The sequence below is a fragment of the Vagococcus vulneris genome, assembly GCF_003950515.1.
Classification (GTDB): domain Bacteria; phylum Bacillota; class Bacilli; order Lactobacillales; family Vagococcaceae; genus Vagococcus; species Vagococcus vulneris.
The window spans coordinates 1-23,714 of record NZ_NGJS01000004.1 but is presented as its reverse complement, the minus strand read 5'-3'; the positions used below and the strand labels follow the sequence as shown (position 1 = coordinate 23,714).

Sequence of the window (23,714 nt, the reverse complement as noted above, 5' to 3'; positions counted from 1 at the left end):
TACAGATTACTTATAAAAAATCATAGTGAGTTAACGGGATAAATTATTTAGTTACCGTTACCATTTCGTATTTACAAAAACTATTTATATCTAAAACCATATATGAATGAAAAAAATAAAATAAAAGTAAAAATAATAACCGAAATAATTCGTAAATGGGGATTCATTTGAGATTGGTAACTTTTCGTTGATTTAGGTGTTCTTAAAATCAGCATTAACAATAATCCCCCAACAGCACCACCAATATGACCGTAAATATCAACACCAGAATCAAATAAATTCAACACTAAGTTCATAACAATCAGCAAAATCATATTTTGACTCATTTGACGAATGACTGGCTGCTTTGGAAACATCCTACCTAAAATGATAAATGCCGCAAACATTCCAAACAAAGATGTGCTGGCACCAGCTGAGATTGAAGAAATATCAGAGAAAGCAAAACTGATAAAATTACCCATTATACCACTTAATAGATATAATGTAAAAAATCGCCAGTGTCCAATTAAAGGTTCCAAAATACGTCCAGCTAAATATAGGGTTAATGAGTTTACAGCTAAATGCATTAATCCTATATGAATAAAAATAGGCGTAATAAATCGCCAATACTGATGTCTATAGATGACGTCTCCGGATGTCATCGCACCAAACTGTTGTAAAATACCAATATTTTCAGATCCCGAATATTCTCCTTGGCTTATGCCTTTGAGCTCCATTAACAAAAAAACGACCAGCTGAATACCTAAAAATAAATAAGTAATATATGGACCTCGCTTTACGCGATCCCATTTTGAAGATATGTCATACATATTATCAACCTTTCTCACCAACAAACAATTTATTCACTTGTTGATCGTGGTTTTCTGGCTGCCAACTATTATCTAATTGTGTTGAAAAAATTAAGCTACAAGTTTCATTTGGGAAACTTTCCAAATAACGATCATAAAAACCGCCACCATAACCAATACGAAAACCCGATTCATTAAATACAACACCAGGGACTATTAGGAGACTAATCTCTTCAGGATTTAGAATTCTTTTCTCGTTAGGTTCCATTGCGCCAAATGAAGAAGGTGTTAATGTATCATTCTGCTCATATTCATAAAAATGCATTACACCTTTTTGATATGTTTTTGGTAAGGCGATTCTTTTATTCTCTGAAAAAGCTTGATGAATAAGTTTCCAATAGTCGAATTCATGTGGAAATGGAATGACCGTCCCGATAACGTTTGATTTTTTCCAGATATCATCCATGAATAGTTTATTAAGCACCTGATACTCAAGCGTAGTCTTAAGTTCTTGATTATCAGCTAACTCTTTTAAGGATTTAATTTTTTTTGTACGAAGCACTTTCTTTACCATTTATCGTACCTCCTAACTTTATAACTTGATATTGATTATATCACATAGATCCATCTCTTCTTTATGAAAATGTAATTTTACAAAATAAAAAGACTCTATATAATATATAAAAAGTAATTATTATTTATTTTTTATCATTATTTTTGAATAAACAATTCGATTATCAGAGACAATGTTGCCATACAATGTCCCTAGTAACTCTTGTTCAGTTAGTCTGTCACCAGAATTAACTCTTAGCTTTTCGTTAAACGATTATAGTCACTATTTCAAGATTCTTTCGAATCATACCAATCTCTAATAATATCTTATTTACGGTAGTTATTAGTGTGATTTTTTCTGGTTATTTCGATTCCATAATTTTCCATACCCTATCACGTCTATTATATAAATTATACTATACACCCTAACACACATTGTCTTCCAGATAAACATTATCTGACGTTAAAAAATTCATACTGAATCAAAGATAGCTAAAAATCTTTTACACTTGGTTTTATATTCTACCAAAACCAAACTGTCAGTTAATTCATTTTAGTGGTATGATAATCAAGAGGTGATTCTAGTGACAAAAAAATTGAAGAAAATCGGAAGACCTATGTACAGAGAATGGTGGTTTATTGCAATTATTGTTGTTTTAGGTATAGTTTTACTAACAAATTTATGGGATACTTTTGGAAAAAACAAACGACAAAAAATTCAAGTAGTCAATGTGGTACAATCTGTGAAAGGTAACAACAGTAACAACAATAAAAATGCTAAGAACACTGGCGCTTCTGCTGCAACACCTCAACCAAGGGCAATTGTCAATAACAACAATCTATTAAAACAATACATCCTCAAAGAAACGACAATCACGCAGCCATTTCAAGTGATTGGCGACTTTTCAACAGCTGGAAATTATACTGCAACAATTATTATCGACAATGGAAAAAATGGAATTTCTTCTGGAAAATTATTAATTCTGCCTATCGTAAAAGTTCTCCATTATGCAGATTTAGATGATTTTAGAAGTATCTCAATTAATGTTACAGCGGACCTTCCTAATGAAATACACGGGGATATCATCCGGTCAACATTTACTGCGGCTTCATTAAATTCACCAAAAGCACTTGAACAAAGGAATGGTACAATTAAAACATATGCTGAAAAATGGTGGGAAATCAGTTAGTAAATATTTTTATAAAAATAAAGCAGATATAATAATTTACTATTAATTTTTATTAAGATATATGTTAGTCTTAACTGAATTATCAATAAAGGAGCGACATTATGTCAAAAAAAGAAAACACAACACGTTCTAACAAGAAAAAGCAATCTTTTATAAAAAAATGGTGGTTTTGGCTTATTATAATAATTATTGTCGGTGGGGGCACTTACTATTGGTTTTCAACCAAAGAAGTACCAAAAAATGATGCTCTATCGAAGCAATCATCTACAGATTCCTCAAATGTTATTAAAAATGAAATAAAGAAAAATAATCCAAAACCTCAAAAAGCAATGCTAGGTCTGATGAACGACTTTGCCGAGGAATCAAAAAATTCAGAACCTATTTCTATCTCTGGAGACGTTAAAGTCGGTAAAGATGATGCTGTTACTCCAGGAATCTATGATTTAGATATCTTAGGTGGCGAAGGAAATATTCTAGGTGATCGTAAGGATGGGAATCCCCTTTTAATTAACTGGGCTGGTGCGGCTAATGGCATCTCTCAACCATCAAAAATCAGAATTATTCTATTTGAAGGCGATGTTCTTCAATTTAGCGATATTAGTCAAGTAAAATTTACTGCTGTACCTAAGGATGTTTCACCTTCAAATGAGATTGGTGTTGGTGAATTTATTGTGGGTCGTGATATTGCACCGGGTAAGTACACATTAAGCACTAATATGCAAATGGACCCTGACTTTGATACTCTTGGCTGGGATATTCAAACACTTGATATTGAAAATTCAAAGATTGATAACCTACGACTTAGTCCAGCAAACAGTGATGTGTCTGTAGACTTAAAAGATGGTCAAATAATTTCAACAAGTTACTACAACTCAAATAATGGCGAAAATGCTAACGATGCACGTCTGATTTTTAATAACAGTAATTGATTTATAAGTTAAGCCGAGGCTATCTATGCATAGATAGCCTCGGCTTTTTAGTAGTGCTCATTTAAATTCAGCTAGTTTTAATTTAAACTAAAACAAAAAAGCTAGAAACCTTATCACAAAAGGCTTCTAGCTTTAATCACAGAATGATTATTTAGTTTCACGGTGTAAAGTAACTTTACGTTCACGTGGGCAATATTTTTTAGCTTCTAAACGATCAGGATTGTTACGTTTGTTTTTGCTAGTTAAATAGTTTCTTTCTTTACATTCTGTGCATTCTAAAGTAATATTTACGCGCATTATGATTTCCTCCAAAAAAATATTCAAGTATCAGCTTGACACTTGAATATCATATCATCTTTTAAATTAAATTTCTACCCTTTTGAGTAAAATTGTTAAGTAGTTTTACTTTACAATTTTTAAAAACCTAATTTTGTACATCATCAGAGCTTTTTTCTTTGCTCACAGGGTTATCTTTATTTGCAAAAAAGGCATTAATCACATCTCTTAAGATATCAGCATTAACTCCATAGTCATCATTTGTTAATGTCGGAATAACAATACTTACAGCAACTTCTGGATTATTAACCGGCGCATAACCGACCATAGTACTATTAACTGCATTAATAACTTCTTTCGGATTATTAGGGTTTTGAACAACTGTTTCTGCAGTCCCCGTTTTTGCAGCGATTGGATATGTTGTTGCACCATATAATTTAGTCGCAGTTCCCATAGGTCCTGTCACAACTCGCTTCATCCCTTCTTCGATAATATCGAATTCAGCCCCTTTATTTTCTATCTTACTCAAAATTTTCGGTTCTACTTTCTCTTTTAAATCACCTAATTCGCCATCTCCATCAGTTCCATAGACACCTTCAACAACATGCGGTGCAATTCTTGTTCCTTTGTTTGCAATAGTTGATACATATTGGTTTAATTGCATTGGCGTATAAGTATCATAGTTACCATAAGATAAATCGAGCAGACTACCCATAATACCAGGAATATAATTACCGTCTTTGTCTTTAAAATTCTTATTGACAATACCTTCAGTTTCATTTGGTAAATCCAAGCCGGTAGATACCCCTAATCCGAACTGTCCATACGTTTTACGTAATTTATCAAATACGTCTGTTCTCATTGGTAAACTGAAATAAGGTTCATACGTTACGCCCATCATGCCTAACGCAATTTTCATCATGTAAGTATTTGATGATACTTCCAACGCTTGTTCAGTCGTTAAGGCAATACTTCCATATGGATTAAATAATGATGATTTTTTTTGACCGCCATCGAGGAATATTGGTTCATCAACCATTTTTTGATTACCTTTAATTACGTCATTTTCATAGCCCGCCATAATAGTTGCGGCTTTAATTGATGATCCAGGAACAAATGATTTTGTGAAAGTACCAATTGTATCATCTGTTAGTTTTCCGGTTTTAACATCACGATCAATACCAACCATTGACAAAACATTACCAGTTTTTGGTTCAGTTACGACAACATAAATCCCTTCTGATAATGCGGCCTGACCAGATCCAATTAATTGGTTATAGTATCCTCTCGTAATTTCTTCGACTTTCTTTTGGAAATCTAAATCAATCGTTAGTTTTAGATTGTCGCCTTTTTCACTACTTTTAACTTCTTTTTTGGACATAATTTTTTGATTTTTATCAATAACAACTTCTGATTCACCTTTTTGTCCTCGTAAAGTATCTTCGTAAGAATTTTCAAGGTAACTTAGACCAACTCGATCGTTTCGTTCATAACCTTGTTTAAGATATTGATCTAACCGATCATTTGGCAAGCCTTGTTTTTCGGAAGAAACGACACCTAAAATAGAGCGGATTTGATCATTTTCTGGATAATCACGATCCCAATCAGTTCCAGTCCCAATACCTGGAACAGTTGATGCATTTTCCCCAACAACTGCAATCTCTTCCGGAGTTACATTGTCGTTTTTAATCACAACTGATTGTAAACTACCTGCACTATTGATACGCTTAAAGATAGTTGCTCGTTTTAGATCAGCTTCATCAAATTGAACTTCATCAGATTTGACAGCATCAACAATTTTAGGATACAACGCGCTGTCTGACAACTGTTCCCCATGTTTATTAAATTTATCAGAATGTTTAACACGTTTGGCTGCTTCTTCTAAATGTTTGGAATCAGATAACCAATAATCTTTTTTATCTCGTTCAGATAAATCATCGGGTTTAATATCAATCAAAGAAGTAATTTTATTACTTAAATTACGTATATCTCCAGCTGTTAATCCAGGACTCCGTGTAAAAATTATCGATTGCTTAGCTGTATTGCCAACCAATATTTTTCCTTTTGAGTCATAGATATAACCCCTTGGAGCACTTTCTTTAACCATACTTTTTTGGCCGGTTTCTACAATTTTTTGAAATTTATCTTTTTGCATCAGTTGTAAATCACCTAGACGCACAATTAAAATAAAAAACAAAATAAACACAATAAAAAATAAAATATCTAACCGCAATGGAATATGCCCTTTTTGATTGGCATTACTTTTTTTCCAATTTAGGAAAGACTGTTTTTCTCTTTTTCTTTTTTGCATTAACGAACTGATCCTTTCATCTATCGAGTAACACCCTTGTTAATAAAATCTATCTACTTTTTCTACATCTATTTATAAACAAAACACTCTATGAGTATCTCATGTATAGTAAAGTTTTTCAATTACAAAGATAGCAATTTTAAAGGATATTAAATAAAAAACCCTTTCTTTAATTACTCAGAAAAGGTTCGTCATTATTTAATTATAGCAATGGTGAAAACACACCAATGACTGCTCGAAGCAATCTTTTGGGTCCAGAAACATTTTTAGCTTCTTCTAAAGAAATCAACTGACTTTTACTTTCTGTCTCAAGATGGTCGGCTAAAAGCTCATCAACTGACACGGTACGGTACATCCAGACACCGCACTCAAAATGCAGAAATAAACTGCGATAATCTAAATTAACTGTCCCAACCGTTGCATATTCTTCATCAACAATAAACGTCTTAGAGTGAATGAATCCAGGCGTATACTCAAATATTTTAACCCCCGATTCAATCAATTGTGCATAATTAGATTGCGAAATTTCATGAACATACCACTTATCAGGAATATGTGGTGTGATAATTCTTACATCAATTCCGCTTTTTGCAGCAGTACACAACGCTACCATCAATGTATTATCTATAATTAAATATGGTGTTGTGATATAAACTGACTTCTGTGCCCGATTTATTAAATTAAGATAAACATTAATTCCAACAGTCTCATCATCAAACGGTGAATCCACATAAGGGATGTAATAACCCTTTGACTCTGGCAGCTCGTCTGGTTTAAAAATCGGTTGATATTGAAAAGGATCATCATGTGATGTTTTATCTACAAAACGCCAAAGCGATAAAAATAATAACGTGAAACTCCAGGCAACTTCTCCTTTAAGCATAATGCCGTTATCTTTCCAATGACCAAACCGCTCGACCCGATTAATGTACTCATCTGCTAAATTAATCCCACCCGTAAAGGCTGTTTTTCCATCAATAACAGTAATCTTTCGATGGTCGCGATTATTGAATATCGAAGAAAGAACCGGTGAGAATGGATTAAACACACAACATTTAATGCCTTTTTTTTCTAGTTCTTTGTAATAATCAGGTGGGAGAGTAAACAAACAACCAAAGTCATCGTACATAAAACGAACTTCCACTCCTTGTTTGACTTTTCGCTCTAAAACCTCTAACAAAGAATCCCACATATGGCCTTTTTCAACAATAAAGTATTCCATAAATATATATTTTTCAGCCTGTTCCAACTCCTCCATCATGGCTTCAAATACATCTTCTCCTAAAGGATAGTACGTACTCGTTGAATGATTAAAAAGTGTACTTTCCCCAAATTCCATTAAATAATTTACCTGAACTTGAGCGTTTTGGTCCTCAGTTATAGTCAATTGTTCACTTGTCCGACGCAATGTTCGCCGTTCATCAGATTGGATTTTCAACATGTCTAATTTATCTTTGCGACTGAAGCGAATACGTCCAAAAACCAAGTAAATAATAGTCCCAAAAACAGGCAAAATCATGATTGGAATCATCCAAGCAATCTTATAGGCTGGATTGCTCCGACTATTAACAATTTTAAGAATAACCCCCACTGAAATAGCAATATAAACAAAATAGAAATACACAAAATATTCGCTGAAACGATAAACAATTAGGAATAGTACAGCTAATTGAATTGCTATTAACAAACCAACAATAACCGCTCGGTTAGTCAATATTTTACGCAACTTTTCCATTTTAACACTCCCTGTTTTAAAAAATTATTTAATAAATTATCGTCTGCGAGATCTCCTAGTCTCTCCAGTTTGATATGTTTTTTGTTTTTCTGATCGTAATTTTCTTTTTTTCAAAAAGTACATTACGACAAACATAATTAGAAATAAAACGATAATAAAAATTGTCCCCAATAATCTTATGTTTTTTGATATCGATTTCAACGTCTGTTGTTTAGCGGGGGTCTTTAACTTGCCGCCATTATCTTCCGTCACGATAGGTACACTAATTAATTTAACTTTATCAGAAACAACCGGTAAGGGATCCTTCATTTGAATGCGAGTTTTATCAACAAGTTTAAAATCCAAGGGTTGACTTTTTTTTATTGTATCTTTTAAAGGGTCTTTTAATTCTACATCCACACCACTAATCTTATGTTTGCCTGCAGGTAATACCTCTTGATAACTAAAATTGTCAAATCCATATTTTAATAAAGCATTAGTAAAGGGGTGACGATAATACTCACCATCTTGATCGGCCCAATCCCCTACACCTAAAACTATCGCAATGATCCTAAAATCGCCACGCTTAGCAGTTGCATCAATATTGAATGCTCCAGTTTGCGATGAGCCCGTTTTTAGACCGTCAACGCCATCAAATGAGTACTGTAAACCTGGTAACGAATAATTGTAACTTTCAAATTCTTCTTCATTAGGTGTCCCTGTCATTACCTTGATTTTCGGTTCTTTGGTATACATCAGAATCTCCGGATAGCGCTCCAATAAATTGCGTGTAAATATCGCTAAATCACGTGCGGTTGTTTCATTATCCTTATCTTGCGCCAACTCAGAAGTTTGTGGATCATCTGAATACAGCCCCTTAAATGATGATATTTGAGCTCCTGTCGCATTATATATTTTCGTATTCATCATTCCAAAACTCTCACATAGTTCATTTAATTCTTTAAGATATTTAGCTGAATCCTGCTCTACCAATTCAGCTAGCATAATTGTTGCAACATTTGACGATGGTACCAGCATCATGGGAATTAATTCTTTTACTGAATAAGAAACACCTTGTTGTATTTTATTATTACTCAGCTCGTAAATATTGGCTATCTGCTCATAGCGCGGGGTAGCAGTTACCTTTGTTTCTAATGTAAATTTACCTTCTTTAATTACCTCAAAGACACGGTAAGCAGTCAATAATTTAGCAATACTCGCAGGATTATGAATAGTATCGGGATTCTTTTCCCATAAAATTTTACCTGTATTCGAATCAATTAAGATAGCAGTTTTCGGCTCATTTTTAACATCAGCAGTCAGACCTGCTGCTTTAACTAATTCCATCATTGTCGGCTGCTGCACTTCACTTGCAGACGCTTGTTCATTGATACTTATCATGCCGAACACAATACATAACACCAAAAAAAATTTTTTCATTTCAACCCTCTTTCTAATGATGAACAAAATAAGTCATATACATTAATTTTTCATACCTTATCATATCATATTTTTCTTATCTTATTTTAAAAAAAACATAGCCGAAAATCGACTATGCTTTTTTAAGTCTCTATTAAAAATCAACTGTATCTGAATCTCTAGCTTTGCCAGCAGTACCAGACAAGCCATCAATAACTTTCATGTCTTCTTTTGATAATGAAAAGTCGAATATATCAATATTTTCATGTATTCGTGATGGTGTAACAGATTTTGGCAATGGTAAGAATCCATGTTGCAATGACCATCTTAAAACAACTTGTGCTACTGATTTTTGATATTTTAAGGATAATTTTGTTAACTGATTAACATCAAATATTTTTCCCGTTCCCAAAGGACTGTATGCTTCTAATAAAATATTGTGTTCTTTTGAAAATTGAACTACTTCGGGCTGCAAGTCGCTTGGATTTAAGTAAATTTGATTTACTGCAGGCTTTATTTCAGCTGTTTTAAGCAATTCCGTTAGATGATGCGGTTTAAAATTAGATACGCCGATACTGCGTATTTTACCAGCACGAACAGCTTCTTCCATTGCACGCCAGCTCTCACGATTGGCTTCTTGCCAATTATCACGATACTCTAAAGGATTAGGCCAATGAATCAAGTATAAATCCAGATAATCTACACCTAGTTTTTCTAAAGATAAATCAATTGCAGCTTTTGCTTTATCATATGTATGATCAGAATTCCATAATTTTGTTGTTAGGTATATTTCTTTACGAGGAACATCGCTGGCTTTAATACCTGCGCCTACACTTTCTTCATTACCATAAACTGTCGCAGTATCAATATGTCGATACCCTGCTGACAATGCTTCTTTAACTGACTCTTCAGCCACGTCGCCGCTTGGTGTTTGCCATGTGCCAAATCCGATAACAGGTATATCATGACCGTCATTCATTTGATAAGTTGATGATTGTGTTAACATAGATAAATACCTCCTTTAATAATATAAAATCATTATTACTGATTCTTTAAAATATCGCAAAAAAATTGATTTTACCTAATTAAAAAACAAGTCGATTAGACTTAATGCCACAGTAAAAATAAAGGCTAACACAGTGAAAACAATCGTTCTTTTTTTATTCATATATAAATACCCTATATATTCACGAATAAATGCTGTTGGTAAATAGTATAATCTTGTTTTTGCACCAACAGCTCTTGCAACTAATCCCTGTTCGGCTGCCAATTTTCCAGCCCGAAGAACATGATAATTATTTGATGCCAAGACAATACATAATTCATTTACATTTTTTATATTATCATTCTTAGAAATAATTAATTTTGAATATTCAATATTCTGCTGCGTATTTTTAGATTTCTCCTCTAAATAAACAGTTTTAAGTAACTCATTTTTTTCTGTTAGATAATTCATCATAGCTTGTGCTTCAGAAATTTTTTCATTTTCACCTTGTCCGCCAGATAAAATAATTGTCGGATGATGATTAATTTGTGCAACTTGCTTATGATATAAAGACAAACCTGCCTGTATTCTTGATGCTAAAAGTGGCGTGACACGTTCACCATCAATTAAACCTGCACCTAAAATAATAATATAATCAACCGGTCTTCGAATAGGATAAACATTGTACAGTATTGAAGTTACAGAATACAAAAAGAACATGAAGATAACATAAGCATACATTATGGAAAAAAAAGAAGCAGTACTTTTTATTAACTGGCTTTCTGAATGGTACGCATACATATTTACATAAACTTGAAATGCAATCAATGACAGGGACACCGCCATCGGTAATAAATTTGCGATTGAAAATCCTTCACGCTTCAGCATCACTTTCTCATTCCAAAATAGCATTAACACTATAGAAAAAATACCAAAGAACGTAAAAATCATTATAATAACTAAAGCTGGTATTAACAATGCATAGGCGAATGTATGACTTCTTTTAAATATTTGAAACACAATCATTGCATAAACGCTTGTAATTAATAGTATAAAAAACAGTCCCGAAAACAGACTTGTCGGACGATAGTATATCCAGTAAGCAAATAAAAAGAAGGGAATTAGAATAAGAAAAATCATTTGGAGCATTAATATCACAGTAACCATCCGTTCCTTAACAAATTCTTAATGATTACTAAATTATACCATACTTAAACATTTTTCACTATCTTCCCATGACTCATTTCAATGACTCGATGACACGTACAATTTAAAAACTCGATATCATGCGTAATTACGATAACGATTAGACCAAGTTTTTGTAACCATTCGATTAAACTGCTAACTTCATACATATTTTTCAGATCTAGTCCACTGGTTGGTTCATCAAGAATTATGATCTGTTTACCTGAAAGGACCGCTGAACCAATCGCAACACGCTGCTTCTCACCGCCTGATAAAGTCTGAGGATGCCGATCCATTAAATTATGTAATTGCAACTTATCAACAACGTCCTCCAACATATCTAGTCTTCGTGCTTTTGCCGTCAATTCCTTATAGACTGATTCGAAAAACAATTGAAAATTAACATCCTGCATCACTAGGAAACTCTTCTTTAATAAATCCTTTTGAGACATTACTTGTTGATTGAATTTAACTTCGCCTGAATCTGGCTTCACCAAACCAGTTAATAATTGTGCTAACGTACTCTTCCCAGAACCATTCTGACCGATAATACCCGTCACCGCGCTACTATCAAAAAAGATATTATCTAATTTTAATGAAAATGTATTACTGCTTTTAGTTTTTTTAAGTTTTAAACTGTTAAGCGTGATTCGATTAGCAGTGTCTCTGCTAATATTTTGCCCATTATCTTTTAAGCAGACAGGAACATTGTTGAGACTGCGAAGACCTTTTTGGTGAACTTCTTTATCAGACAATTGAAGCAATTCTTCAGCAGTCCAGTCATTAATGATGCTACCTTCAGACAAATAGATAAACCGATCTGCTAAAGCGGTCAAATATGATAATCTGTGTTCGGCGACAATAATCGTTGCTCCTTGTTTCTTTAACCAATGTATATATTCAATAATTATTCTAATGGTTGACTCATCTAAATTGCTAGAGGGCTCATCAAGCAGATAAACCGATCGTTCCAACATACAGACTGAGGCAAACGCAACACGTTGCTTTTCACCGCCGGACAGTTGAAACATACTATCACCTAAATAATCAATTAAATGAAAGTCCTTCGATATTTTATCAATTTGATCTTTCATGTCAGACACTGCTACTCCATGATTTTCCAGGCTAAAGGCCAATTCTGCGTAAACATTGCTGGTAAAAAACTGCGTTTTGGGATTTTGAAAAACGACACCGATGTTTTTAACATACGCTTCGATATCTTTTGGAGGAACATCAATTTGATTAACTTGTACGTCACCGGAAATTTTACCGGGATACAGTTCTGGCATCAGCCCTGTTAGCATTTTAATAATCGATGACTTTCCAGATCCGCTTTCTCCGCAAAGTACCAGACACTCACCTGTACCAATATTTAAATTTAATTCATGCAGTACTTTTTCCTTGTCGTAACTGACAGATGCATTTATCAATTTTATCAAATCACCACTCCCACTATTAAAAATAATACTGTTCCTATAACTAATCCTGTATCTTGTAGTTGCCAACTAACTGGTTGAATACTAGTCTGACGATGACCACTACCTAGTCCGCGAATGATTGCTGCGGCTGAGACGTCCAAAGAAGTTTTCTCAATTGACATTAACAACGGGACAAAAATATACTCAAACGTCTGAATCGGATGACGAATCAATCCAAATCTTGTTAGACCAATTCCGCGAAATTTCATTGCTTGTCTTATCTGTTTCATATCTTCTAAAAATGTTGGAAAAAAACGACAGACAACAATAAAAGGAATAACAATAAAATTAGGCACATGACATTTTTTCAAAGCAGCAGACCATTGATTAATAGACGTATTGCTTGCAGCAAAAATGCTAGCCATTACAGGCGGTAGCAGTAACTGATACGCAATCAAAAGAAAAGATAAAAAGGCCGTAATCGGACCATTGATTGTTGTCACAACAAATTGATTTAAGACTAAAAGTATCACATACGTCATTAGTAATACAATTGCCTTTTTGAACTGATTATTTAAATAAAGCAACACACTTAAATAAATGACAAAACTGATTTCAACTTGCCAATCCACACGAAACATTAAAAGCAAACCAGCAACAATAATTGTCACTAATTTGCTTCTGGGATCGAAAGCAAGCATTACTTGCTTTTTCATATTAAACTCCTACATACTAACTTTTTTAAAGTGTTTTTTATAAATCTTCTGGGCTATCAACATTCCGATAATTCCGCAAATAATCGTGAGAACAGTTGATACAAAAAATGTGGTTGTCGATATAGATGCAAAAACACTCTCTATATATGTTTGATCTTTGCCACGTTTTATTAATGATTCGACATAAGCTTCTTTCATAAACCATAAGGGTAAGATAGGTCCTGTTAATCCAAAACTAAAAATAACATAGCTTGTATAAAGTTTTACCTTATCACCTAAACTTGTTTTATAAATAATTAAATCAGCAATCAACGGAAAGATAATACTTGGCAAAAATGCTAATGGAAAATAACCAAACATAAAGAAGAAAATTGCCATAACGGAACCAACTAGTGTGATTGAACCAAATTTTGGAATTTTATTTAGAACTAATAAAAAGACAATACCCGAAATTAGAGCTGATAAACTTGGTATTAAAATAGAATTAAACATTGGAACAGTAAATCGCAAAATCATTGTCGCTAAACTGACCATCAAAAAATAAACAGCGGCATAAATTCCCACCGAAATTAGATCATGAACTTTCAGATGTTTCATCAGTGTACTCCTCTCAAAATTAGTCTTGCGTCGAAAATTCAACACAGACTTGAAGAGTGTAACACATACATTGTAAAAGAACGATATTAAGGCTTCAAACTTTTTCTCCTATACAGTCTGCAACCATTGATATACCAAGCGTTCACCATTTTCAATCGGTAACACTATGTCACCGCAAAAAATAAATCCCGCACGCTTAATGACAGCCTGCATTGCTTTATTTTTTTCATGTGTATCAATACGGATATCAGAAAACCCTAATCTGAGTGCTTCTGATATCAAATAACCCATAAAAATATGACTCATACCTCGTTCACCAACTGTCGAATCAATAGCAAAGCGGTGAATAGTAGCATAATGATAATTATTGTTCAACCAACTACCATTCAACAGTCGATTATATGATTCTTCAACTTTTTTTTGCAGAATAGCAGTTCCGACAATTTTATTATTGACAATTAAAACATAATTATTGTTATTAATAACGTCTGCTGCCAATATATCTTTTGTGAGTTGGTTTTTCCCTTGCCACTGAGGGATACGGCGCTCCTTTAAAATATCTATCGCATTATCAATTATCTCCCTGACACGTGCTAAATCATCTATTGTACCTTTACGAATGTAAAATGTCATTTTTTCACTTCCCTCTTTAAACTTTCAAAAAATAAATTGAAAAGTATAATTACATAACGTACAAATTATTATGAACTTATTTTAACCGTATTCACTGACTGACTATGATTTTTCTTTGCTTCTGCAACACGTTGATTAATATCAACTGGTTGTCCGTTTTTTTTCAAATCGTAAAACTCTGCAGTTGCTGCAAATAGTAAATCGCTGGCGGAATTAACAGCTGTTTCTACTGAATCCTGAATAACACCAATCACAAAACCAATACCGACAACTTGCATAGCTACATCATTAGATATGTTGAATAAGCTACAAGCTAACGGAATTAATAATAAACTGCCACCTGCAATACCGGATGCTCCTGTTGCTGCAATTGCAGATAGCAAACAAAGTAGAAAAGCCAACACAAAAGGTATGGCCATGCCTAACGTATGTGCCGCAGCCAATGTCATGATTGTAATTGTCATTGCTGCGCCGCCACTATTTGCACTCGCTCCTAAAGGGATTGAGATTGAGTACGAATCTTTATCTAAACCTAGTCTGGCACATAACTCCATATTAATCGGTATATTAACAGCTGAACTTCTTGTAAAGAACGCTGGTATTCCGCTTTCTTTCATTGTATAAATTGTTAATGGGTAAGGATTTTGACGCAATAATAAAAACACCATTAGTGGGTAAACAACAAACGAAACAAACAGCATTGAGCCGACAACTAAAACTATAATTTTAAAATAATCCGTCATACCTGATAATCCAACAGTAGTGACAGAATTAAATACAAGACCAACGATACCTACAGGCGCAAATTTAATAATCACTTGTACAATGTCTGAAACGGCATCACCAATGTCTGAAATTACTCGTTTTGTTTCTTTGAAGGCCACACGCAGACCTAAGCCCATTAAACAAGACCAAAATAATATAGATAAATAATTACCATCAATAATTGCTTTAAACGGGTTCCCCACTGCGTCTAATAATATACCTGATAAAATATCCGTCATATTTTCTGGGACCTGCTGATTTTGAATTGCTTTTGGTAGTACTAGTTCAACTGGAAACAAATAACTTGCTGCAACAGCTACTAGTGCAGCCACGAATGTTGCACTTAAATAAAGCGAAATAACAGTTTTCATGTGCGTTTGTTGACCCTTTGTATGCCGAGACAACGATGCCAATATTAAAAAAAACACTAAAACTGGTGCGATACCTTTTAATGCACCGACAAATAAATCACCCAATAAAGCAATCAATGTCCATTTTGGCACAACCAGCCCCAAAATAATACCAATCACTATTCCAATTACTATTTGTTTAATTAACGATAAACTCCTCCATATTTTAACCATTTCCACAAACCTCTCTAACCATTTTCTAATTATTAACGATTATAACAGAATAAATTGATTAGGGAAATCTAATTATAGAAATAAAACGTTTTCTACATAAAATAATTATTAAATTTTAGCAATAATTGATATAAATAGTCGATATATTTTAAGTGACAAGTTATATTTTTAGTTTAAAGCTGTTAAGCGCAAACATTCCAGCTCGTTGATTCATAAATAGCTGATTGCGTTCGTAATAAACATCATAATCACTAACAATAAAGCCTATATCAGTTAATAGCTTTTGTAATTCTTTTTGTTTAAATCCTGGGTAAACCAAATCAGATTGAACTCTTCCATTATAAACAAAATCACAATGATTAACTTACCATCAGAGAGCAACGTCTGATACAAATATTTCCATACTTCTTTAACCTCAGAAATGTATTTTTTTACTTGTCTAATTATTACCTGATTGATATCTGTTCGCTCCGATGAATCGTATTTCACTGCCATTTTATCAAATTTTTCAGCATTTACTATACCATAATATCCTCCTGCTTCATGAATAGTATAAACTTAATCATAATACTAAAAAGCCTAAATGAAAGTGTGTTATCATTTAGGCTTTCGATTATTTTATTTATCTTTCGAACTAAATAAACCGCTGAAGAAATCTTTAATACTTTGCCAAATCCCGCCGGCACTTTCTTTAGCTTTGGCGACATTTTCATCTGATAGCAAGTTATCTTTAAATTCTTTACCATTTTTCATAATATCATCTTTAAATGTTGATAATTGTTTTGTCATCTCTTTATCATTGATTGCATCTGTACTTGAGAAATTAACCATGTTATTGATGACTTCGGTTTTCATTTCAGGATTAATAGCATTCTGCATACCATTTTTTTCAATTTGCTCATCAACGACTTTAGTAACTTCTTGTTTTTTCTCATCTTGGGACATTTTATCTAACTTATCATTAATTTTTTGAAGTTCGATTTGAATATCAGCTAACATAACCAATACATTTTCCGATGAATAATCTTTATTGTCCTTATTCTGGTCATCAATTTTGGATACAACCTGCATTTGTTGTTGAGCAACATCACGTTTTTCATCACGATTTTTTTGTATTGTTTGATCTGCAGCCGGATCGATTTCATCATAAATTTTATAAATTCCAGCCAATGCGCCGCTGCCATCCATAGTACGTACACTTGCTATTCTGATATATGCGTCATACACACCGCTTGTGATTGCTGCTGAACGGTACATTGCTTCCGTACGTGCAGTGATATTTTTGGGTGTAACGATATCTACATTAACGCCTGTACCTGACTTTGTTCGTGCTATAAAGGCACTTGAATAGGCCTTTGATTGACTTGTAAACTCTGGCACATCCGTTACATATTTAACAAGATCATTACCATCCACAGTATATGTATTATATTTACTTGTATCTACACTAGATAAATCAGGAACCTTGTTAATATCTTTCATTAATATGTCTATTGTTTGTTTTTTTTCAGATTCTGTCAACCCGTTACCTAACGCAATATTGGGTACATTCCAACCCTCATCTTTTGACTTTTCAGTTGCAGCCTGAACAGAAGTCCCAGCCAGTAAACCCGCAGTCACCATAGTCCCGGCAATTATCTTCATCCATAATTTCATTGATGTCTCTCCAATCATTTATATACATTATTCTTAATATTATCATCTAGATGTCTTAAATTTTCATCAACTAACATCACTTAAAGATAACACCAAATTAACTTAATACTAAATAAGTATAAACCATATATTTTAAGTTTCTATGAAATTTTCTTTAAAACTAATGAATAATTATTATGCCCGCTGATTTACTTGAGTTGCATAATTTTCCACTTGCTCCCAATCAGTAAATTCAATATCATAACGAGTGTCTGTGGGTCCTTTTGTTATCTTCATAATTAATTGTATCATTTTTCTATCAAAGAAATTATATGTCGTGTAATTTAGGGCCCCGGCAAATATTTTGATATTATTAGGCTGCCATTCGATTTTTTCTAAAAATTTTCTTACATACACATTATTATCAACAAAACATTTTTCTGGAGTCCGTGCAATCAAATTAACCCCAAAAAAATCGGCATTTTTTTCGATTAATATTTTCTGATTCTTTTGAACAAAATGATAAAGCTTCTGAGGGAATCTACCATACCGAATGGAAGAACCTACAATTATGAAATCATATTCTTCTAATGATACTACTTCATTGAATAGTTTCAATGAAACATCTCCATTTAATTGTTTCGACAATGTTTCAGCAATCTTTTTTGTTTGGCCATCTACTGTTGAATAGGCAATGAGAATTTTTGACATGCAGTTAAACTTCTTTCTATATATGAGATGATTTTATTATATACATAATAAAAATTGTCTGCCATATTTTTTTATTAATTAATTAACCAAACTAACATAAACAGCGTAATGAGTTAGTAACATCTGAGTAAATATCAACTATCATTATTTACTCAACAAATGTCATTTCAGCAGTTGACTTATTATTTTTTAACGTTTATCATATAAAAAATTCATTAAATTTTAATATTTCTACAATGAAGAGAAGAGTAGTTAATAAGAACAGTTCCAGAGAGCTCGGATGGTGAAAAAGAGCATTGTTTATATTAATGAAGATGAACTCCGAGTATTCTTAATGGTTCACGCCAGATAGACGTTAATGCCCGTTACTGCATCTAGTATTGTTAGATATTTTAGAGGTTCTATTCAAAATAGGAATAGAATAAATTTGGGTGGTACCACGTTAATTTAAACGTCCCTTTATTCAGAAAATCTTAATAAAGGGACGTTTTTTTATAAATCTTGAGGAGGAAATAATATGACTACTAAAAGACTATTTCATTTCGATCAAGTAGGAAGTCTATAACGACCACAACGACTGAACAGGCAGCCGAACGATTTTCATTAACAGAACCAGGAAATATCTACACCCGGATAACAAATCCGACAACGTCTATACTTGAAGAACGATTAAATTTGCTTGAAGGTGGAGTTGGTGCTTTAGCAACTGCATCCGGGTCAGCAGCTGTTACATACGCCATTCAAAATATTGCTAGCTCTGGTGACCATATCGTATCCGCATCATCTGTTTACGGCGGGACCTTCAATTTATTTGCTCATACTCTTCCGGAATTCGGTATCACTACGACTTTTGTTGATAGTAATGATCTTAATGCCCTTAAAGATGCTATTCAATCCAATACAAAAGCCATATTCCTTGAATCAATCGGTAATCCAGACTCCAATTTGATTGACTTAACAGCAATCTGCGACATTGCACATGCTGTAAATGTTCCTGTTATTGTCGATAATACTTTTGCTACTCCCTATTTATTTAAGCCGTTTGATTTTGGAGCTGATATCACTGTCTATTCAACTACTAAATTCATTGGGGGACATGGTGTATCAATTGGCGGCGCAATTATTGATAGTGGTAAATTTGATTGGACTAACGGTAAATTTCCTAAATTAACCGAACCTGATCTAAGTTATCACGGTTTATCTTGGATCAATGCTGCCGGAAAAGATGCGTATATTACCCGAGCACGAACAGTTCTACTACACGATACTGGTGCCGCCCCATCTCCGTTTAATTCCTGGACCATACTTCTTGGTCTTGAGACTTTATCTTTACGCTTAGAACGTCATGTTGAAAATGCTGAAAAAATTGCAGATTTTCTTTATAACCATCCTAAAGTTGCTTGGGTTAACTATCCTAAACTTCCAGGAAATCGTTATGCCTCATTAGCCGAAAAGTATTTTAAAAAAGGTGTTGGATCTGTTTTTACTTTTGGATTAAAAGATGGCGCTGAAGCTAGTAAAAAACTTTGTGCTGCCACAAATATTTTTTCAATTGTAGCAAATGTTGGTGATGCTAAATCCTTAATTATTCATCCCGCTTCGACCACTCATTCTCAGCTATCAGAGGAAGAATTGGACCGAACTGGTATCAAACCAGAAACAATACGGCTTTCTGTCGGAATTGAGACAATTGACGATTTAATCAATGATTTAGATCACGCATTAAGCACCATATAACAGGAGGATAATTATGCCTGTAAATATTAAATTTGGACTTCCAGTCATTGAGCTGTTAGAAAAAGAAAATATTTTTACATTAACAGAAGAACGAGCTAAGCAACAAGATATCGACCATTATCACTAGCTATTTTAAATTTAATGCCTAATAAGAAGTCTACCGAATTGCAGCTTTTACGTCTAGTTTCCCAAACACCGCTTCAAATTAACGTTGACTTTATCAGAACTACAAAGCACGAGCATAAAAACAGTAAAATTGACTACCTCGAAAGCTTTTACCAAACATTTGATGATATTAAAGCTAGAAATTATGATCTGCTGATTGTCACTGGTGCTCCTGTTGAAAAATTTGCTTTTGAAGAAGTTGATTACTGGCGAGAATTACAAGAAATTCTTAATTGGGCTGAACATCATGTTACTTCATCATTGTTTATTTGCTGGGGTGCACAAGCAGCCCTTTATCATTATTATAATATTCAAAAAACAACTTATTCTGAAAAACTTTTTGGTATTTATTCTCAACATAATTTAAGAGAAAATTGGCTTTTAAATGGTTTTGATGATGTTTTTATGACACCACAATCTCGTTATACAGGTATTGAAATCAACAGAGACCATAAAGATATTAATATATTAGCGGCAAACAATGATATCGGAGCTACTATACTATCATCCAAAGACGACCGCTTTATTTTTATCTTAGGACATTTTGAATATGATACGACTACCTTAATGTCAGAATATCTTCGTGATTTAGCAACTGGGATTCTGACGTCATTTCCAAAAAATTATATTGATAGTAATTCAACTAATAAAAACCCAGCTAATACTTGGCGAGCTCATGCACACATTCTCTTTCAAAATTGGATTAATCATGTCTATCAAGTAACACCCTATCAACTATCTGATATTGAAAAACTACTTTAAGAATAAGCAGCATGTTAACATCCATAAAAAAGGTATAAATCCAGAGTGTCTAACGGGATTTATACCTTTTTTTGCACGATGTGACAATCTTATAGAATGTGGCTATAGACTGATTAGGACCACTCCAAAAATAATACTAGCCACAGCTATTAATTTACTAGGTGTCAATTTCTCCTTAAAAATAAAATAAGATAGAATAATTGTCCAAATATAAGTTATCGATGTTAGCGGGTACGCGACATCATAAGGTAAAAATTTGTACAATTTAAGATTTGCAAATGAACTAAGTAAGTACAGGAAAAAACCTAACCAGATCCATTTGTTTTTTAAAATTGTCAAAACTGACACACTTTTTATTCGATTCATAGCAATTTTGAAAAAAGTACCGCCCATACTTCCAAGAAAAGTAGTTAAAAAGACCCATATTATAATTTTTGGTACATTACTCATACAGTTTTTTTCCCTCTTTTCCCTAAGATAAAAGCACCTAAAACAATAAAGAAAACACCTAAAATCTTAAAAAGTGATAATGATTCATTTAAGAATAAATAGCCTAAAATCATTGATAAACAAAAACCCAAACTCATCATTGGTTGTAAAATTGATATCTGTCCATATCGGAATGACAACATCATAAACACCAAACTAACACCTGATAGTGTCAGCCCCAAAATATAATCGACTGTCGATACACCACCATGTTTTTCAGCACTGATTTTCCATATTAATTGACCAAATGTACTACATACTGCAGCTGTTATTATTAAGATAATCGCTAATTTTAAATTGTAACGGTTTTTTTGATTTAATTTATCCATTTTTGTCTAACGTTTAGTAATAACGTTACTAGCCTCCCTATTATCTATTTATATAGCTATTTTTTTATATCTGCTATATTCTCTATCATAAAGTAAATAATTAAATAAAACAATCAATATTTGTCTTATTTGGCGACTTAAAAGTCAAAAAACAAAATTAATATTTTTTAGATATAATTAATTCAACCTATTTAAACTTAATATACTGTTAGTAGAACTAAGATACTACTTATAAGTATTCTCATTAATGAATAGTTTCAATGATTTTTTTCTACTTCACCTCTCTTTTATGGCAAAACTTCTTTAATCAATTCAAACACCAATGCTTGTACTGTATGTTTTACCTATCTTAAAATATGAAAATCCAATTTGTCGACAAATTACTAAAGGTAAACTATTTACAATTCTTTAAAAACAAATATCGGTAATAAAATACTGACGTTTCAGATATCCTAGTCTTATATAAAATTTGGCTTTGTAATTATCTAAATGTTTCAATAAATCTATACTTTATAGATGTAGTTCAATTTAAACAAATTCTATTTTAAGTGAACAAATTATTTTCAATTTATTTTTTAGCATTCCGACAAATTTACTATAGTACGAAGAAGCTGATTTATATGATGAACAACCTCAAATAGTCATCATGCTTCTAATTTTAATCTTAAAGAAAATAACATTATGTCACCTGATTTTTTACAGATACCCACCATATAAATACATATTTTATTCTATTCATGATATAATAAAAGAAAATAAACGATAGGACTTGATATTGATGAAAACAATTACAAAAGTTGGCATTGGATTTGGTGTAGCAGCAGTTGCTGGAGTTTACGCTGCCGTAACATTATCAGAAAAAATTGTTGAAAAATTAGAACATGAGACCACTCGTTATAAAACAAAAGAAATAGTTAATAATAAGCTTAATGGAAACAAAAAACTATTAGACATTGTTGATAATCTTTCAGATAGTGAACTAGATTATATCAGTAATATCTCTAAAGATATGAAAAATGCAAGAAAAAAATCAAGAGAATTGAAAGAAAAGATTAATGATAAAGTAACTAAAACTGCTAAATAATTATAAGCCTAATCTCTAACCAGATTAGGCTTATATTATTTTAAATTTTACTTCTATTCCAATTAATAAAATTTCTCATTCCATTCGAAAGAACGAATACAATAAAAACTAATACAAGCGCACTATTTTTTATTGGTTATTTTTAATAATTAACTATCATTACATGTAATTATCAAAGTCGTTAAATTTGGACTATTTATAACTTCTTATATTAAAGAACTTCCTAGTTATCTATTGAAATCCACTACATTTATATGATTTACCTAACTAAATAGCTAGGCCTTTTATTTAATTTTATTGTGCCAAAAGTCACTGCCCTACAAATTAAAATATACACTATTTTTTAACATTCCCCTGTTCCATTTGAATAATTTATTCTTGATGCAAAAACGACTGCATTAATAAATATTTTACGATTCATTAACACAGTTGTTTTATTGTAGTATACACTATTTATTTATGTAATAATTCATACCGATCAATTCTAAATCCTGGTAATTTGGATTTTTGATCTTTATTAACATAACTTACCAATCCTGAGTAATCACCCCAAATTCTAACTTCTGAACCCTTCATTATTTTACCCCAATTTAATTGGTTTTGATCGATAGTTAATCAAAACCTCCAGTGTGAACTGGAGGTTTGTTCTTCGGCTGAAAGCCTCTATTGCCGGCCTGAGCCTAAAAGGCTCACTGAAAAAGTCTCCCTTATGCACCACATTCACTCGCTGATCCTAAAAG

23 protein-coding genes, 1 pseudogene and 1 other annotated feature are annotated in these 23,714 nt (G+C 32.7%); of the genes and pseudogenes, 5 read left to right on the top strand and 19 right to left on the bottom strand.

Annotation, left to right across the window (positions count from 1 at the left end; translation table 11 throughout):
- Window positions 1-80: 80 nt before the first annotated feature.
- The gene (locus tag CBF37_RS04010) at window positions 81-809 is read right to left on the bottom strand and encodes a rhomboid family intramembrane serine protease (protein WP_125983437.1); all 729 of its coding nucleotides are present in this window, start codon (window positions 807-809) and stop codon (window positions 81-83) included.
- A gap of 4 nt (window positions 810-813) precedes the next feature.
- Window positions 814-1,362 (bottom strand): 5-formyltetrahydrofolate cyclo-ligase, encoded by a 549-nt coding sequence (locus CBF37_RS04005; RefSeq protein WP_125983436.1) that lies wholly within the window; start codon window positions 1,360-1,362, stop codon window positions 814-816.
- A gap of 562 nt (window positions 1,363-1,924) precedes the next feature.
- On the opposite strand from CBF37_RS04005, the gene CBF37_RS04000 reads away from it, so the two are divergent.
- Window positions 1,925-2,530 (top strand): hypothetical protein, encoded by a 606-nt coding sequence (locus tag CBF37_RS04000; protein WP_125983435.1) that lies wholly within the window; start codon window positions 1,925-1,927, stop codon window positions 2,528-2,530.
- 101 nt (window positions 2,531-2,631) lie between these two features.
- Entirely contained in the window at window positions 2,632-3,459 is an 828-nt protein-coding gene (locus CBF37_RS03995; RefSeq protein ID WP_240626662.1) for a hypothetical protein, read from the top strand.
- 147 nt (window positions 3,460-3,606) lie between these two features.
- Here the strand turns inward: CBF37_RS03995 and rpmG are convergent, their stop codons facing one another.
- The 14 genes from rpmG to hemG all read right to left on the bottom strand — a co-directional run bounded on the left by rpmG (window position 3,607) and on the right by hemG (window position 18,408).
- The gene (gene rpmG, locus CBF37_RS03990; RefSeq protein ID WP_125983434.1) at window positions 3,607-3,756 is read right to left on the bottom strand and encodes a 50S ribosomal protein L33; all 150 of its coding nucleotides are present in this window, start codon (window positions 3,754-3,756) and stop codon (window positions 3,607-3,609) included.
- Window positions 3,757-3,883: 127 nt separating this feature from the next.
- Window positions 3,884-6,046 carry a penicillin-binding transpeptidase domain-containing protein gene (locus CBF37_RS03985; protein ID WP_125983433.1) on the bottom strand — a complete coding sequence of 721 codons (2,163 nt, stop codon included), beginning with the start codon at window positions 6,044-6,046 and terminating at the stop codon, window positions 3,884-3,886.
- Window positions 6,047-6,248: 202 nt separating this feature from the next.
- On the bottom strand, window positions 6,249-7,781 hold the full coding sequence (gene cls, locus CBF37_RS03980) for a cardiolipin synthase (RefSeq protein ID WP_125983432.1): 1,533 nt from the start codon (window positions 7,779-7,781) through the stop codon (window positions 6,249-6,251).
- Window positions 7,782-7,817: 36 nt separating this feature from the next.
- Window positions 7,818-9,200, bottom strand: a complete 1,383-nt coding sequence (locus CBF37_RS03975) for a D-alanyl-D-alanine carboxypeptidase family protein (protein ID WP_125983431.1) — start codon at window positions 9,198-9,200, stop codon at window positions 7,818-7,820.
- A 133-nt stretch (window positions 9,201-9,333) separates the two neighbouring features.
- Window positions 9,334-10,185: an aldo/keto reductase gene (locus CBF37_RS03970; protein WP_125983430.1), complete on the bottom strand. Its 852-nt coding sequence runs from the start codon at window positions 10,183-10,185 to the stop codon at window positions 9,334-9,336.
- Between the two features lie 75 nt (window positions 10,186-10,260).
- Window positions 10,261-11,331: a YdcF family protein gene (locus CBF37_RS03965; protein WP_125983429.1), complete on the bottom strand. Its 1,071-nt coding sequence runs from the start codon at window positions 11,329-11,331 to the stop codon at window positions 10,261-10,263.
- A 44-nt stretch (window positions 11,332-11,375) separates the two neighbouring features.
- A complete protein-coding gene (locus CBF37_RS03960) occupies window positions 11,376-12,788 on the bottom strand; it encodes an ABC transporter ATP-binding protein (protein ID WP_125983428.1) in 1,413 nt (470 codons plus the stop codon).
- On the bottom strand, window positions 12,785-13,483 hold the full coding sequence (locus CBF37_RS03955; protein ID WP_125983427.1) for an energy-coupling factor transporter transmembrane component T family protein: 699 nt from the start codon (window positions 13,481-13,483) through the stop codon (window positions 12,785-12,787). The genes CBF37_RS03960 and CBF37_RS03955 overlap by 4 nt, the downstream gene beginning before the upstream one ends.
- Window positions 13,484-13,492: 9 nt before the next feature.
- Window positions 13,493-14,080 (bottom strand): MptD family putative ECF transporter S component, encoded by a 588-nt coding sequence (locus CBF37_RS03950; RefSeq protein ID WP_125983426.1) that lies wholly within the window; start codon window positions 14,078-14,080, stop codon window positions 13,493-13,495.
- A gap of 108 nt (window positions 14,081-14,188) precedes the next feature.
- Complete coding sequence (locus CBF37_RS03945; RefSeq protein WP_125983425.1) at window positions 14,189-14,713, bottom strand: GNAT family N-acetyltransferase; 525 nt, start codon at window positions 14,711-14,713, stop codon at window positions 14,189-14,191.
- 68 nt (window positions 14,714-14,781) lie between these two features.
- A complete protein-coding gene (gene sstT, locus CBF37_RS03940) occupies window positions 14,782-16,062 on the bottom strand; it encodes a serine/threonine transporter SstT (protein WP_125983424.1) in 1,281 nt (426 codons plus the stop codon).
- Window positions 16,063-16,335: 273 nt separating this feature from the next.
- Window positions 16,336-16,557: a hypothetical protein gene (locus CBF37_RS11605; RefSeq protein ID WP_165866630.1), complete on the bottom strand. Its 222-nt coding sequence runs from the start codon at window positions 16,555-16,557 to the stop codon at window positions 16,336-16,338.
- 123 nt (window positions 16,558-16,680) lie between these two features.
- The gene (locus CBF37_RS03935) at window positions 16,681-17,718 is read right to left on the bottom strand and encodes a DUF1002 domain-containing protein (protein WP_125983423.1); all 1,038 of its coding nucleotides are present in this window, start codon (window positions 17,716-17,718) and stop codon (window positions 16,681-16,683) included.
- Window positions 17,719-17,892: 174 nt separating this feature from the next.
- Window positions 17,893-18,408 carry a menaquinone-dependent protoporphyrinogen IX dehydrogenase gene (gene hemG, locus CBF37_RS03930; RefSeq protein ID WP_125983422.1) on the bottom strand — a complete coding sequence of 172 codons (516 nt, stop codon included), beginning with the start codon at window positions 18,406-18,408 and terminating at the stop codon, window positions 17,893-17,895.
- 227 nt (window positions 18,409-18,635) lie between these two features.
- Window positions 18,636-18,870: a binding site (T-box leader), on the top strand.
- Between the two features lie 96 nt (window positions 18,871-18,966).
- Between hemG and CBF37_RS03925 the strand changes: the two are divergent.
- Window positions 18,967-20,145, top strand: a pseudogene (locus tag CBF37_RS03925) (O-acetylhomoserine aminocarboxypropyltransferase/cysteine synthase family protein); the annotation flags it as partial.
- Between the two features lie 141 nt (window positions 20,146-20,286).
- Complete coding sequence (locus CBF37_RS03920; protein WP_338067341.1) at window positions 20,287-21,072, top strand: homoserine O-acetyltransferase/O-succinyltransferase family protein; 786 nt, start codon at window positions 20,287-20,289, stop codon at window positions 21,070-21,072.
- Between the two features lie 102 nt (window positions 21,073-21,174).
- Here the strand turns inward: CBF37_RS03920 and CBF37_RS03915 are convergent, their stop codons facing one another.
- Together CBF37_RS03915 and CBF37_RS03910 are read right to left on the bottom strand one after the other, a co-directional pair.
- Window positions 21,175-21,522, bottom strand: a complete 348-nt coding sequence (locus CBF37_RS03915; protein ID WP_125983420.1) for an EamA family transporter — start codon at window positions 21,520-21,522, stop codon at window positions 21,175-21,177.
- Entirely contained in the window at window positions 21,519-21,890 is a 372-nt protein-coding gene (locus tag CBF37_RS03910) for a DMT family transporter (RefSeq protein WP_125983419.1), read from the bottom strand. Before CBF37_RS03910 ends, CBF37_RS03915 begins: the two co-directional genes overlap by 4 nt.
- A gap of 778 nt (window positions 21,891-22,668) precedes the next feature.
- Here CBF37_RS03910 and CBF37_RS03905 point away from each other — a divergent pair.
- Window positions 22,669-22,974 (top strand): hypothetical protein, encoded by a 306-nt coding sequence (locus tag CBF37_RS03905; RefSeq protein ID WP_125983418.1) that lies wholly within the window; start codon window positions 22,669-22,671, stop codon window positions 22,972-22,974.
- A gap of 453 nt (window positions 22,975-23,427) precedes the next feature.
- Here the strand turns inward: CBF37_RS03905 and CBF37_RS11845 are convergent, their stop codons facing one another.
- Window positions 23,428-23,550: a hypothetical protein gene (locus CBF37_RS11845; RefSeq protein ID WP_276309133.1), complete on the bottom strand. Its 123-nt coding sequence runs from the start codon at window positions 23,548-23,550 to the stop codon at window positions 23,428-23,430.
- Window positions 23,551-23,714: the final 164 nt, after the last annotated feature.

What these genes read in the sequence shown, in the direction of transcription:
- CBF37_RS04010 (WP_125983437.1), bottom strand. Translation starts at nt 809, where the DNA reads ATGTATGACATATCTTCAAAATGGGATCGCGTAAAGCGAGGTCCATAT.
- CBF37_RS04005 (WP_125983436.1), bottom strand. Translation starts at nt 1,362, where the DNA reads ATGGTAAAGAAAGTGCTTCGTACAAAAAAAATTAAATCCTTAAAAGAG.
- CBF37_RS03995 (WP_240626662.1), top strand. Translation starts at nt 2,632, where the DNA reads ATGTCAAAAAAAGAAAACACAACACGTTCTAACAAGAAAAAGCAATCT.
- rpmG (WP_125983434.1), bottom strand. Translation starts at nt 3,756, where the DNA reads ATGCGCGTAAATATTACTTTAGAATGCACAGAATGTAAAGAAAGAAAC.
- CBF37_RS03985 (WP_125983433.1), bottom strand. Translation starts at nt 6,046, where the DNA reads ATGCAAAAAAGAAAAAGAGAAAAACAGTCTTTCCTAAATTGGAAAAAA.
- cls (WP_125983432.1), bottom strand. Translation starts at nt 7,781, where the DNA reads ATGGAAAAGTTGCGTAAAATATTGACTAACCGAGCGGTTATTGTTGGT.
- CBF37_RS03975 (WP_125983431.1), bottom strand. Translation starts at nt 9,200, where the DNA reads ATGAAAAAATTTTTTTTGGTGTTATGTATTGTGTTCGGCATGATAAGT.
- CBF37_RS03970 (WP_125983430.1), bottom strand. Translation starts at nt 10,185, where the DNA reads ATGTTAACACAATCATCAACTTATCAAATGAATGACGGTCATGATATA.
- CBF37_RS03965 (WP_125983429.1), bottom strand. Translation starts at nt 11,331, where the DNA reads ATGGTTACTGTGATATTAATGCTCCAAATGATTTTTCTTATTCTAATT.
- CBF37_RS03955 (WP_125983427.1), bottom strand. Translation starts at nt 13,483, where the DNA reads ATGAAAAAGCAAGTAATGCTTGCTTTCGATCCCAGAAGCAAATTAGTG.
- CBF37_RS03950 (WP_125983426.1), bottom strand. Translation starts at nt 14,080, where the DNA reads ATGAAACATCTGAAAGTTCATGATCTAATTTCGGTGGGAATTTATGCC.
- CBF37_RS03945 (WP_125983425.1), bottom strand. Translation starts at nt 14,713, where the DNA reads ATGACATTTTACATTCGTAAAGGTACAATAGATGATTTAGCACGTGTC.
- sstT (WP_125983424.1), bottom strand. Translation starts at nt 16,062, where the DNA reads ATGGTTAAAATATGGAGGAGTTTATCGTTAATTAAACAAATAGTAATT.
- CBF37_RS11605 (WP_165866630.1), bottom strand. Translation starts at nt 16,557, where the DNA reads ATGGCAGTGAAATACGATTCATCGGAGCGAACAGATATCAATCAGGTA.
- CBF37_RS03935 (WP_125983423.1), bottom strand. Translation starts at nt 17,718, where the DNA reads ATGAAATTATGGATGAAGATAATTGCCGGGACTATGGTGACTGCGGGT.
- hemG (WP_125983422.1), bottom strand. Translation starts at nt 18,408, where the DNA reads ATGTCAAAAATTCTCATTGCCTATTCAACAGTAGATGGCCAAACAAAA.
- CBF37_RS03920 (WP_338067341.1), top strand. Translation starts at nt 20,287, where the DNA reads ATGCCTAATAAGAAGTCTACCGAATTGCAGCTTTTACGTCTAGTTTCC.
- CBF37_RS03915 (WP_125983420.1), bottom strand. Translation starts at nt 21,522, where the DNA reads ATGAGTAATGTACCAAAAATTATAATATGGGTCTTTTTAACTACTTTT.
- CBF37_RS03910 (WP_125983419.1), bottom strand. Translation starts at nt 21,890, where the DNA reads ATGGATAAATTAAATCAAAAAAACCGTTACAATTTAAAATTAGCGATT.
- CBF37_RS03905 (WP_125983418.1), top strand. Translation starts at nt 22,669, where the DNA reads ATGAAAACAATTACAAAAGTTGGCATTGGATTTGGTGTAGCAGCAGTT.
- CBF37_RS11845 (WP_276309133.1), bottom strand. Translation starts at nt 23,550, where the DNA reads ATGAAGGGTTCAGAAGTTAGAATTTGGGGTGATTACTCAGGATTGGTA.